The organism is Nocardia sp. NPDC052316, from assembly GCF_044547795.1.
Classification (GTDB): Bacteria; Actinomycetota; Actinomycetes; order Mycobacteriales; family Mycobacteriaceae; genus Nocardia.
The window spans coordinates 977,885-990,906 of record NZ_JBIUBB010000002.1 but is presented as its reverse complement, the minus strand read 5'-3'; the positions used below and the strand labels follow the sequence as shown (position 1 = coordinate 990,906).

Here is a 13,022-nt window from a genome sequence, read left to right as displayed (position 1 = left end):
ACCTATCATGGACACGTGTCTGGACATTACTACGACACAGGTGACCGGGCAAGATGGTCGCTGTGGTCGGCCATTCGGTGGAAACTGGCCGGTGCCGCCATGGTCGTCGTGCTGGTCGCCATAGTTGGTGTGGCGCTTTCGATGTTCACCGGCCGGTACGTCGCGACCGCCATCGTTACCGTGGACGCGCCGCGCAGCGGACTCGTGCTCGATCCCGCGGCGAAGGTGAAGCTGCGCGGAGTGGAGATAGGGCGGGTGGAGTCGGTGGGGCGGCTGGCCGACCGGGTGCGGTTGCGGCTCGCGCTCGATCCCGAGTCCCTGCAATTAGTTCCGGCGAATGTGCGGGTGGACATCCGCTCCACCACGATCTTCGGCGGGAAGTACGTGAACTTCGTTGTCCCGCCGCATCCTTCGATCGACCGGTTGCGCGACGGTGCCACCGTGCACGCGGACGCGGTGACCGTCGAATTCAACACCTTGTTCGAACAGCTCACGCGGATTCTGGAGCAGATCGCGCCGGAGCGGCTCAACGCCACCCTCACCGCCCTGTCCACCGCACTACAGGGGCGCGGCGACATACTCGGCGACCTACTGGTCCGCGCCGCCACCTATCTCCGCGACATCAATCCCAGTCTGCCTGCCCTGCACCGCGATACGATCGCCGCAGCCGAGGTCACCGGCCTCTACGCCGACACCGTCGACGAACTGTTGCACACCGCGGCCAACATGACCACGACCGGCGCCACCCTCATCGGCCAGGCAGCCGACCTGGATGCGGTGCTGCTGAACGTCATCGGGCTGGCCGACACCACCCACGCCGTACTCACCGAAAACGAACACCACCTCGCCGCGACCCTCGTTCTGCTCCGCCCCACCACCGGTCTGCTGAACACGTATAAGCCGGTACTGAATTGCCTTGTCCTCGGCCTGGCCGAAACGCTACCGGCCGCCGAATCGTTCGTCGGTGGCATCCAACCGGGCGCCGTCTTCAACGCGGGCTTCATGTACGGCGGCGAGCCCTACGCCTACCCCGACGACCTCCCCAAGGTCAACGCCACCGGCGGCCCGCGCTGCACCGGCATCCTCGACCGCATCCCCGGCTCCCACGCGCCGTACATCGTGACCGACACCGCCGAGAACACCCCCTACGCCCCCTCCACCACCCTGAAAGTCAACGCCCCCAAGGTCTTCCAAATCCTGTTCGCCGGACTACCAGGAGTCGCACCGCCGTGACCCGTTGTGGGCGTGCAGGATCGATGCATGGGCCAAACCACCTTGGGCACCGAGAGACTGACACTGGTGCCGCTGCGCGCCGAGCACACCGACGCCGTCGTCGAGATCTTCGCAGACAAAAGCATGAGCACCTACCTCGACCTCGACATCAGCGCTCCGGACAACGCGCGGGCAATGATGCGGCAGCGGCTCGCCTTCGACGGGCCGCCGGGCATGGGCCACTGGGCCTTCCTGCACTGCGGCACCGTCGTCGGCATCGGCCACCTCCGCCCGTCGTGGGAACTACCCGGCAACCTGCCTGAGATCGGCTGGTACCTCAGCCCTGCCCACGGCGGGCGCGGGCTCGCCACCGAGGCCGCGGCCGCCCTCTTGCACCACGCCCTCACCGATCTCGCCCTGCACTCGGTCTGGGCTCTCGTCCATGTCGACAACAAGCCCAGTCTCCAACTGGCCGCCCGCCTCGGCTTCCTGGCCGTAGGCACCGGCGTCCACTACGGCGCCGACCATCGCGTGCACGTCGCACTGCCACATTGAGCGCAAGAGCCGCACCGGTTCTCAGGATCGGCACTGGCTGTTGGGGTCCGTAGTGGGTGCAGCTCCCGACAGTCGGTGCGGGTAGGCCCGCGTTCCTGGCGTTCGGGGGTTACCAAGCAGTCGATAACGCGAACCCCGGGCCGGGGTCCGCGCACCTTTTGTTATCGCGCCGCGCGGACCGAGAGTGCGGCCGCCACCAGTACCGTCACTCCTTCCGCGATGGCCGTGCCACCGAGCGCGTGCGCCGCCGACAGCGTCGTGCTGCCCGCCAGCGCGAGGAACAGCGTGCCGAACGAGGCGATGCCGACCACGATCCCCAGCTGCACATTGGTCACCAGAATTCCGCTGGCGTCCGCGGCCAGGCTCATCGGCACCTTGGCCAGCGTCCGCGTCATCAGCGGGCTGAACGCGAGACCGTTGCCGACCCCGCACACCCCGAGCAGCGTCAGCGCGAGCGGTCCTACGTCGGCACCGTTGCGCAGTAACGCGCCCACCGCCACCATGCTCGCCGCGGCCAGCACGAGGCCGAACGGAATCATCTTGGCGTGCAGGCGGTCTGGGATGCGTTCCCAGTTCAGCCCGGTGACGGCGAACGTGACGCCCATCGGAATGAACAGCAGCCCGGCGTGCAGCGCGCTGTACCCGAGCGTGCTCTGCAGGTGGATGGCCATCACGAACATCCAGCCGCCGAAGGTCGCCATGATCACGAACAGCGTCGCGGCGGCGAGCAGCAGCCCCGGCGCGGCAAGCACCCGGTGCGAGAACAACGGCTCACCGTCGCGCGCCGCCACGGCCCGCTCGATCCCGACGAACGCGGCGAAGGCAAGCACGCAGGCGCCCAACGAGATCCAGGACCACACCGGCCAGCCCAGCTCGCGGCCGAGCACCAGCGGCAGCACGAGCGCGAGCACGGCGGCGGTGAGCACGGTGAGCCCGGCCAGGTCGAGCTTGCGGTCGAAACGCTCGGTCACGGTCGGCAGAATCCGCGGCGCCGACACCAGTAGCACCACCCCGATCGGCACATTGACCAGGAACACTCCGCGCCAACTGCTGCCCCACAGATCGGCGCTGACGATGAGCCCGCCGAGCACCTGCCCGGCGACCATGCCGCCCGAGATGATCGCGGAGTACACGCTCAGCGCCTTGGCTCGTGCATTACCGGTGAAGGTGCGCTGGATGAGCGTCATGATCTGCGGCACCATCGCCGCCGCCCCGACACCCTGGGCGAACCGGAACACGATGAGCGATGCCTCGTTCCAGGCCAGCCCGCAGACCAGCGAGGCGAGCGTGAACAGCGCCAGCCCGGCGATGAACATCCGCCGCTGACCGAACCGGTCGCCGAGGCGGGCGCCGGTCACCAGCAGCACGGCGTAGGCGATCACGTAACCGGCCACGATCAGCTGCAAGGCCGCGCCGGAGGTGTCCAGGGAACTGCGAATCGACGGAATCGCGACATTGACGATGGAGGCGTCGAGCACGGCCATGAATTGACCGGTGAGAATCACGATGAGGATGGCCATGGTGCGCCGCGCACCGTACGCGGCGGGTGGAGCGGCCGGGGGAGCGGCAACCGGCTGGGCGGCTGTCGCATCCGGCGACAAGATCTGCGTCATGCCTCGAGCTTGCTGGCTCGGCAGCACCGGTAACAGGAGCCCGTTGACACTGGTATCGGCAACACCCGGATAGCCGATTCGGGCATTCGGGAGTTTTCACTCATGCAAAAGAGGGCTACGGTCAACTGTGGCGCACGCCACTTGTTCAGTCCTCGGAGCAGCGTCTTCCCGGAAATACTTAGACAAGCTAACCTGTTTAGAGATGCAGGGCGTTTCTACTTTGTCAACGAGGGAGATGTGCCATGGCGGTTGATGCACGGGACGAACGGCTACAACGCCGGATCGCGCAGTTGTTTGCCGAAGACGAACAGGTCAAGGCCGCGCGGCCGGACGAGGCGGTGTCCGCGGCGATACGAGAACCCGGCCTGCGCCTGGGGCAGATCATCGCGACCGTGATGGACAGCTATGCCGACCGTCCCGCCGTCGGGCAGCGCGCGTTCGAACCGGCCACCGATACCGCGACCGGGCGCACCTCGTTACGGCTGCTGCCCAGGTTCGACACGATCACCTATCGCGAGCTGTGGCAGCGCGTCGGCGCGGTCGCGGCCGCGTGGCAGCATGATCCCGAGAAGCCCTTGCGCGCAGGCGATTTCATCGCCACCGTCGGCTTCACCAGCATCGACTACGCGACGCTCGACCTCGCGACCACCTACCTGGGCGCGGTCGCCGTCCCGTTGCAGGCCGGCGCGGCGGTGCCGCAACTCACCGCGATCCTCACCGAGACCTCGCCTCGGGTGCTCGCCTCGACGCCGGAACACCTCGGCGCGGCCGTGGATTGCCTGCTGGCAGGCACCTCGCCGGAGCGCCTGGTGGTGTTCGACTACCACCCCGAAGACGATAACCAGCGCGCCGCCTTCGACACTGCCCGCCGCCGGCTGACCGAGGCGGGCAGCTCGGTGATCGTCGAAACCCTCGACGCGGTGCGTGAACGGGGCGCCGCGCAACAACCCGCGACGATGTTCGTGCCCGCCGCCGGCGAGGACCCGCTGTCGTTGCTCATCTACACCTCTGGTAGCACCGGCACGCCCAAGGGCGCGATGTACACCGAGCGGTTGTTGAGTTCGACGTGGCACCCGGCCGCCACCGGGGTAGCGATCAATCTCAATTACATGCCGATGAGTCACATCGCCGGTCGTTTGTCGCTGACCGGCGTGCTCGCGCGCGGTGGCACCGCGTACTTCGCCGCCAAGAGCGACATGTCGACGCTGTTCGAGGATATGGCCCTGGTGCGCCCCGTCGAGGTGTTCTTCGTACCGCGCGTGTGCGACATGATCTTTCAGCGCTACCGCAGCGAGATGGATCGGCGCTCCGGCGCGGGCGTCGACCCTGAGGTGCTCGATCGCGAGGTGAAAGCCGATCTGCGGCAGCACTTCCTGGGCGACCGCATGCTTGGCGTGGTCGTCGGCAGTGCCCCGATCAGCGCGGAGATGCGCGCCTTCATGGAGTCCGTCCTCGAGCTGCGGTTGCACGACGGATACGGCTCGACCGAGGCCGGCGTGAACGTCCTCATGGACAACCGGGTGCAGCGGCCGCCGGTGCTCGACTACAAGTTGGTCGACGTGCCCGAGCTGGGCTATTTCCGTACCGATCGGCCGCACCCCCGAGGTGAGTTGCTGGTCAAGACGTCGAACCAGATTCCCGGGTACTACAAGCGGCCCGAGGTTACCGCTGCGGTGTTCGACGAGGACGGCTTCTACAAGACCGGTGACATCGTGGCCGAACTCGGGCCGGACGAGCTGATGTACGTGGATCGGCGCAACAATGTGCTGAAGCTTTCCCAAGGCGAGTTCGTCACCGTCGCCCACCTCGAAGCGGTGTACGCCAGCAGCCCGCTCATCCGCCAGATCTACATCTACGGCAACAGCGAACGTGCCTATCTGCTCGCGGTGATCGTGCCCACCGAGGGCGCGCTGCACGACCACGATCCGGAAGCCTTGAAGACCGAGCTGGCCGCGTCCATACAGCAGCTGGCGAAGGACTCGAACCTGCAGTCCTACGAAATTCCTCGCGATTTCCTGATCGAGACCGAGCCGTTCACCGCGGCCAACGGTCTGCTCTCCGGAATCGGGAAGTTGTTGCGCCCCAAGCTCAAGGAACGCTACGGCGCTCGCCTCGAACGGATCTACTCCGAGCAGGCGGACCTGCGGTCCGCGGAGTTACTCGAGCTGCGTCGCGAAGCCGGCGAACGGCCGGTGCTCGACACGGTGAGTCACGCCGCACGGGCCATGCTCAACATCTCCGCCGCCGAGCTGCGCCCCGACGCGCACTTCACCGACCTGGGTGGCGATTCGCTGTCGGCGCTGTCGTTCTCGAATCTGCTCGACGAGACCTTCGGTGTGCCGGTGCCGGTGGACGTCATCATCAGCCCGGCGAACAATCTCGCGGAGATCGCGAAATACATCGAGGCGCAACGTGGTTCGGGGGCCAAACGGCCCACGTTCAGCTCGGTGCACGGCGACGACGCGCAAGTCAGCGCGGCCGAGCTCACCCTCGACAAGTTCATCGATGCGCCAACCCTGGCCGCTGCCAACAGCATTCCGGCCGCGCCCGTTCCCGCGCGGACGGTCCTGCTGACCGGCGCCAACGGTTACCTCGGTCGATTCCTCGCACTGGAATGGCTGGAGCGGCTGGAGAAGACCGGCGGCACACTGATCTGCATCGTGCGCGGCAGCGACGCGGCCGCGGCGCGAAAGCGGCTCGACGCGGCGTTCGACAGCGGCGATCCGGAACTGCTCGAGCACTACCGGCGCCTGGCGGCAGGCCATCTGGAGGTACTGGCCGGCGATATCGGTGACCCGAATCTCGGTCTGGACGAACAGACTTGGCAACGGCTGGCCGACACCGTCGACCTGATCGTGCACGCCGCCGCACTGGTCAATCACGTGCTGCCGTACAGCCAGCTGTTCGGGCCGAATGTCGTCGGCACCGCCGAGATCATTCGACTGGCGATCACGGGGCAGCGCAAGCCGGTCACGTACCTGTCGACCGTCGGAGTGGCAGATCAGGTCGATCCGGCGTTGTTCCAGGAGGACAGCGATGTCCGCGAGATGAGCGCCGTGCGCGCCGTGAACGACGGATACGCCAACGGTTACGGCAACAGCAAGTGGGCGGGTGAGGTCCTGCTGCGTGCGGTGCACGATCTGTGCGGACTGCCGGTCGCGGTGTTCCGTTCGGACATGATCCTGGCACACAGCCGGTACGCGGGCCAGCTCAATGTCCAGGACATGTTCACCCGTTTGGTGCTCAGCCTGGTCGCCACCGGCGTTGCGCCGTACTCGTTCTACGTCACCGACGCCGCCGGAAACCGGCAGCGGGCGCACTACGAGGGTCTGCCCGCCGATTTCACCGCGGCGTCGATCACCACGCTGGGTAGCCAAGCGGGCGGCGGCTTCCAGACCTACGACGTGCTGAACCCGTATGACGACGGAATTTCCCTGGATTCCTTCGTCGACTGGCTCATCGAGTCTGGCCTGCCGATCCAGCGGATCACCGACTACGACGAGTGGTTCAGTCGATTCGAGACCGCGATCCGGGGTCTGCCGGACAAGCAACGCAACGCCTCGGTGCTGCCGTTGCTGCGCGCCTACAGTCGTCAGCGGCCGCCGGTTCGGGGCTCGCTGCTGCCTGCCAAGAAGTTCCAGGCGGCCGTGCAGACCTCGGATATCACGCCAGAGCACGACATTCCGCATCTGTCCTCGGCACTGATCGACAAGTACGTGAGCGATCTGCGCCTTCTGCACCTACTCTGAAACCTCAGTAGGACAGCAGGACTCGCAGTCCGTCGGAGACCAGGCCGTGCACCGATATGGCCCGGCGTAGCCGCGACAGCGGCGAGATAGGCACCGTATGCCCGTCTCGCCGCTGTCGTATCTGCTCGATCAGCTCGGCGGGGACATGAAACCGCGCCAGCCGGGACAAAGCCTCGCGCTTGGTGATCAACTCGTTGGTTGCCAAGGTGACCTCGGCGCGCGCGAGGGTGAACAGGCTCAGGTCGATGTACTCGTCGCGCAACCAGATCCACGGGCGACGGAGCGCGGGAACCCAGTACCCGCTGAGGTCGCCGCGGACCGCTGCTGCCAACTCAGCCGCGGTGACCTGCGGGATCGAGTCCTCCGGCGCAGCTCCGAACACGGCGAATCCGAAGCGCAACAACTCCGCTCGGGCAATCCCGGTGAGCGGTCGGTCGAAGAGCATCTGCGCTGCCCACGTCACATGCGGTGCCCCGACCGCGGCGAGCTCGTCCACCGGAACGTAGACACAGTGCAGTTTCGCGGCCTCGGGACGGCGGGCGATGAACCCGCGATGGAACTGTGCGAGGCGGCGCCGCTGCTCGGCGCTCAACGGCCGTTCGAGCAACGCAACCAGGTCGTAATCGCTGACCCCGTGCCGATAGTCACCGCTGGCGAGCGAGCCGCCCACCTGGAGCGCGACGATATCCGCCACGGACCTGATCGCCGCGGCGAATTCGTCGAGTACGGCTTCGGCTTCCGGCGGCACACGCATACCTGTCTCATCTCACTGTTCGTGCCTCATCGGTGACCTCGACGCCTCGGCGTCGGAGCCGGAGCAGTAGCACTCCGGCGCAGATCAGCACCACGGCGTACACGATGACAAAGCTGTTGATCAAAAGCTGCGCACCCGGCCACCACGGCGGAAAGAGGAACAGCCCCACCACCACATAGTCGGGGTCGTACTCCCACGTCCACGCGCCGATCGACACGAAAAGAGCCGCGATCGCGATCCACCAGCGCCACTGCGACTGCGCCTTGTGCACCAGGTAGACGAACAGGGGAACGAACCACACCCAGTGGTGATCCCAGGAGAACGGGGACACCGCGCAGGCGGTGAGGCCGGCGAGCGTCACGGCGAGCAGCCGTTCGCCGCGCCGGTGCAGACCCGCCGTGATCGCCAAGCTCACCAGCGCGACGGCCCCGGCGAGCAAAACCCAGAGCCAGATCGGCGCCGGATGGTGGGTCAGGTGCGCGATGGCGCCGCGCAGGGATTGATTGGACGGGTGCATGTCGTCCGCAATCCGATTGGACTGGAAGAACGTCGAGGTCCAGTACTGCCGCGAATCGGTGGGCAGCACGATCCAGGCGAGGACGACCGAGGCGACGAAGACCGCGACCGCGGTCGCCGCCGAACGCCACTGGCGCAGCGCGAGGAACTGCACGACGAAATAGCTGGGGACCAGCTTGATACCGGCGGCAAGTCCGACCCCGATGCCGCGCAGCTTGCTGCCGTCGGCGCGGGAGAAGTCCCACAGCACCAGCAGCATCAACATCAGATTGATCTGCCCATAGAACAGCGTGGTCCGGACGGGCTCGACGAACACGCACGTGATCGCCAACAGGGCACTGACCGCGGCGAGCCGGGCGTTGATCCGGTAGCCGAGGATGCGCCAGCAGATCACGACACAACCGAAGAGCGCCAGCAGATTCAACACCAGCCAGGTGTTGGCGACGTACAACCACGGGATCGCGACAATAGGGATGAAGGCGATGGTGGAGAAGGGCGTGTAGGTGTACAGGAGCCCAGCGATGGTCGGCTCGGTATAGAGCGGCAGGCCGTGCAGGATGCGCCAGGCGCCGTCCCGATATACGTGCACGTCCAGCCCGCCGTCCAGGATGCCTGCCCGCTCGAGCCACGGGTCGACCGTGGTGAACAGCAGGATCACCGCGAGAGCGGCGCTTGCGGCCAGTAGGAAAAGTGTTGGGCCCGTGCGTGGAAATTCCAGCATGCGGGACTTGGGCACAAGTGATCAACTTACCGAATAACTCGAGCTCGAGCACGCCCCGAGGTCTCGGGTCGCGCACGAATCCCGGCGGGATTCCGTAAAACGGGTACTAGCAGCACCTGGATACCGTTAGCGGAATCCGGCACGATCAGCTGATGACCGAAGTGCTCGACGTGCGGGCGGTGCGCAACGCGCGCCGCGCGGAACTGGGAACCTTCCTGAAGTCGCGGCGCGCCAAGATATCCCCCGAAGACGTCGGGTTGCCGCCCGGTCCGCGCCGCCGCACGCCCGGACTGCGCCGCGAGGAGGTCGCGCAGCTGTCCGGCATCGGGGTCACCTGGTACACCTGGCTGGAGCAGGGGCGTCGGATCAATGTCAGCGTGCAGGTGCTCGACGCGGTAGCCAGGACGTTGGCGCTCGACGACGCCGAGCGCGGTCATCTCTATCGGCTCGCCGGCGTGCCGACCGTGCCGAGTCCGCACGCGAACACCGCGCTACCCGCCGAGATGCAGACCATCCTCGACCACCTGACACCCCTGCCCGCCGCGGTGCTGGGCGCGAAGTACGACCTGCTGGCGTTCAACGAGTCCTACGCGGCACTCTGCCCCGGTTTCCTGCTCGGCGAACGCAATATCGCCCGACGCGTCTTCCTCACCCCCCAGTGCTGCAACACCTACAAGCACAGCTGGGACGACCTGCGCCGCATGGTCGCCTACCTGCGCGGCGCCTACGCGAAGAACCTCGACGACCCGACCTGGCAAGAGTTCATCGAGGAAATGTGCACCGCCAGCACCGACTTCGCCGCCCTGTGGGCCCGCAACGATGTCGCCGTCCCCGCCAACCGCGTCAAACAAATCCGCAACCTCGCCATCGGCGAACTCGAAATGTTCATCACCAGCATGTCCCTCCCCGCCGTAGCCGGCGCCTGGGTCCAGATCTACACCCCCACCAACGAAACCCAGTGGTCACAACTACGAAAGCTCCTCGCCATGACCCCCGAGCAACAACACGCCCCCTGGGAACAACACCGCCGCCAACATCACTCCGCCGCCGTGTGTTGAAGCCGCCTACCTACTTCCCGTGTCGCACCGCGTGGATGTCTCACCCGCCTGAAATCAGCGCGTAGTCCGTCCGGCCGTTCTGGTAGCGAACGAACATCATGAACTTTCCCGCGCTGGTACTCAGGCACATCGGCACCGCGGGAGTGTCGGTCGGAGTCGGGCTGTACAGCATTCGGTGTGGTTGACAGCGCCGTGCGTCTATCGGTCCGACATCGCCCGGCATGATCCCCGAGCCGTTGGTCGCCAATAGTTTGATCGCGTCGACGACGAAAACGTCCGCTGTGCCATCGCCGTCCACATCGGTTTCGACACCGACGTCGAGCGGAATCCGGCGGCAAGTCCCGACGCAGGGGAGCGATTCGATGATCTGGGTGACATCGGTGGATTGTGGCACCGACCTCCCCGAATCCAAGGCTATCGGTGGCGGAGTGAGATCGGCGGGTGGGTTTGTGTAGGTCGAGCGGGCACTGGACCAGAGGGCCATTGCTTGCACGGTAAGCAGGAGACACAGGATCACGATCCCGGTGATCGGCCAGAACGGAACTGCCTTCCGTGCCCGCGGATTCGCGGCGGGAAGAGGAACGGAGGGCAGCACAATGTCGCCCAGGTTGATGAACGCACGGATGGAGGCTGATTGGGCGGCGGCCGAGCCGCTTCGGCTCGTCGCGGCCGCCGTCGACTCCGCCACCGCCGGTTGTGCCGGGTCGGCCGCGGCACGCTGATCGGTGGGCTCGGTGTGATAGATCCCGTAGGTCAGTCCGACGATGCCCGCGACCGGACCGATCATGCTGATCCACAACAGGACTGCGCTGTGGTCTTTCAGTACGGTCGACAGCACCAGGGCGACCGCGGAAACGAGGAGCGCGGCTCCGAATGCGAGCCATCCGCGGGAGTTCGGCTTCACGCAGCACAGTATGAACCCGATGTGAATCGCGGACGGTGCCGCGACTGCCCTAGTTCCGGTTCATACCGCGCGGCATGAAATCTTGCGCGTGCTGCCGAGACGCGTTGCCGCGCGGTCGGGTCGCACGGGACTCGGCGTCTGATCTGGTGCGGTCGAGGTCAGCCTGCGGCGGGGGTCTCTCGAATCTGCACGATGGGAAGGACGAGGGCGGCCGGGGCGTTCGCGGGGACTACCGGTTTGGTGGGGGCGATGGGGGCGATGCGCTGGTAGGTGGTGCCGAGTGGGGGACGGGTGTCCACCTCGCCTTTGTTCGGCCAGTAGGCGGCGGCGCGCTCGGCTTGGGCGGTGATGGTGAGGGAGGGGTTGACGCCGAGGTTGGCGGAGACTGCCGCGCCGTCGACGACGCTGAGGGTGGGGTAGCCGAAAACTCGGTGGTAGCCGTCGATTACGCCGTGTTCGGGGTCGGCGCCGATCACCGCGCCGCCGAGGAAGTGGGCGGTGAGGGGGATGTTGAAGATCTCGCCCCAGCTGCCGCCTGCGATGCCGCCGATCTTGGCGGCCACTCGGCGGGTGACGTCGTTGCCCATCGGGATCCAGGTGGGGTTCGGTTCGCCGTGGCCTTGTTTGCTGGTCAGCTTGCGGCCGAAGAGTCCGCGCTTGGTGTAGGTGGTGATCGAATTGTCCAAGTGCTGCATGACCAGCGAGATGATGGTGCGCTCGCTCCAGTCCTTGGTGCTGAGGAAGCCGAGCAGGTCCATCGGATGGCGCAGCACGACGCCGAGGAAGCGCAGCCAGCGCGGGATGCGCCCGCCGCCGTCGACCATGAGTGTTTGCAGCAGGCCCATGGCGTTGGAGCCCTTGCCGTAGCGGACCGGCTCGATGTGCGTGTCGGGGGTGGGATGGATGGACGAGGTGATCGCGACGCCCTTGGTGAAATCGACTCCGGGGGTGACCTTCTTGGTCGCCGCGCCGACGATCGATTCGGAGTTGGTGCGGGTGAGCTGGCCGAGGCGATCCGACAGCTCCGGCAACGCGCCCTTGTCCCGCATGGCGAACAGCAATTTCTGGGTGCCGCGGGTGCCCGCGGCGAGCACGACGTTCGCCGCGGTGTAGGTCTTGGGGTGTTTGCGCACCCACGCGCCGGTGCGCGCGGTGGACACGTCCCAGGTACCGTCCGGATGCGGACGCAGATCGGTGACCGTTGTCATCGGAATGACTTGCGCCCCGGCTTTTTCCGCCAGATAGAGATAGTTCTTCACGAGCGTGTTCTTGGCGCCGTACTTGCAGCCGACCATGCAGTCGCCGCATTCGATGCAGCCGGTGCGCTCGGGTCCGACACCACCGAAGTACGGGTCTGCCACGGTCTTTCCCGGTTCACCGAAGAACACGCCAACTGGGGTCTGCACGAAGGTGTCGCCGACCCCGAGATCGTCGGCGACCTGTTTGAACACTTCGTCGGCCGGCGTCATGTGCGGGTTGCGCACCACGCCGAGCATTTTCTGCGCGCGCTCGTAGTACGGCGCGAGCTCGTCTTGCCAGTCGGTGATGTCGCGCCACTGCGCGTCCCGGAAGAACGGCTCCGGCGGCACGTACAGGGTGTTGGCGTAGTTCAGCGACCCGCCACCGACACCGGCGCCGCCGAGGATGAGGACATCGCGCAGCAGGTGGATGCGCTGGATGCCGTAGCAGCCGAGCTTGGGCGCCCAGAGGAATTTCTTCAGCTCCCAGCTGGTCTTGGGCAGTTCGTCGTCGGCGAACCGCTGGCCTGCCTCGATGACGCCGACCTTGTAGCCCTTCTCGACCAACCGCAGCGCCGTGACGCTGCCACCGAACCCAGAACCGACAATGAGAACGTCGAAGTCCGTTGCTCGCTGGTCCATAGGAAGCTCCTCGATCGGGTCGCCAGTGACTCGGCTAACACTACTACCGAGTAGGTTGTG

General features: G+C 66.3%; 9 protein-coding genes. 4 read left to right on the top strand and 5 right to left on the bottom strand.

What is annotated here, in order from left to right:
• Positions 1-99 precede the first annotated feature (99 nt).
• Positions 100-1,233 (top strand): MCE family protein, encoded by a 1,134-nt coding sequence (locus tag ACIHA7_RS11280; RefSeq protein WP_397288718.1) that lies wholly within the window; start codon positions 100-102, stop codon positions 1,231-1,233.
• Positions 1,234-1,260: 27 nt separating this feature from the next.
• The gene (locus ACIHA7_RS11275) at positions 1,261-1,767 is read left to right on the top strand and encodes a GNAT family N-acetyltransferase (RefSeq protein WP_397288143.1); all 507 of its coding nucleotides are present in this window, start codon (positions 1,261-1,263) and stop codon (positions 1,765-1,767) included.
• Positions 1,768-1,928: 161 nt separating this feature from the next.
• Here ACIHA7_RS11275 and ACIHA7_RS11270 read toward each other — a convergent pair whose 3' ends face one another.
• Positions 1,929-3,380, bottom strand: coding sequence for an MFS transporter (locus ACIHA7_RS11270; RefSeq protein WP_397288141.1), 1,452 nt, complete (start codon positions 3,378-3,380; stop codon positions 1,929-1,931).
• A 242-nt stretch (positions 3,381-3,622) separates the two neighbouring features.
• Between ACIHA7_RS11270 and car the strand changes: the two genes are divergently transcribed.
• A complete protein-coding gene (gene car, locus ACIHA7_RS11265; protein ID WP_397288139.1) occupies positions 3,623-7,129 on the top strand; it encodes a carboxylic acid reductase in 3,507 nt (1,168 codons plus the stop codon).
• Positions 7,130-7,133: 4 nt separating this feature from the next.
• Here the strand turns inward: car and ACIHA7_RS11260 are convergent, their stop codons facing one another.
• A complete protein-coding gene (locus ACIHA7_RS11260; RefSeq protein ID WP_397288137.1) occupies positions 7,134-7,883 on the bottom strand; it encodes a hypothetical protein in 750 nt (249 codons plus the stop codon).
• Positions 7,884-7,890: 7 nt separating this feature from the next.
• The gene (locus ACIHA7_RS11255; RefSeq protein ID WP_397288133.1) at positions 7,891-9,135 is read right to left on the bottom strand and encodes a glycosyltransferase 87 family protein; all 1,245 of its coding nucleotides are present in this window, start codon (positions 9,133-9,135) and stop codon (positions 7,891-7,893) included.
• 137 nt (positions 9,136-9,272) lie between these two features.
• Between ACIHA7_RS11255 and ACIHA7_RS11250 the strand changes: the two genes are divergently transcribed.
• On the top strand, positions 9,273-10,178 hold the full coding sequence (locus ACIHA7_RS11250; protein WP_397288131.1) for a helix-turn-helix transcriptional regulator: 906 nt from the start codon (positions 9,273-9,275) through the stop codon (positions 10,176-10,178).
• 40 nt (positions 10,179-10,218) lie between these two features.
• Here the strand turns inward: ACIHA7_RS11250 and ACIHA7_RS11245 are convergent, their stop codons facing one another.
• Both ACIHA7_RS11245 and ACIHA7_RS11240 read right to left on the bottom strand, forming a co-directional pair.
• On the bottom strand, positions 10,219-11,082 hold the full coding sequence (locus ACIHA7_RS11245; RefSeq protein WP_397288130.1) for a hypothetical protein: 864 nt from the start codon (positions 11,080-11,082) through the stop codon (positions 10,219-10,221).
• Between the two features lie 158 nt (positions 11,083-11,240).
• Positions 11,241-12,962 (bottom strand): GMC oxidoreductase, encoded by a 1,722-nt coding sequence (locus ACIHA7_RS11240; protein WP_397288128.1) that lies wholly within the window; start codon positions 12,960-12,962, stop codon positions 11,241-11,243.
• Positions 12,963-13,022 lie beyond the last annotated feature (60 nt).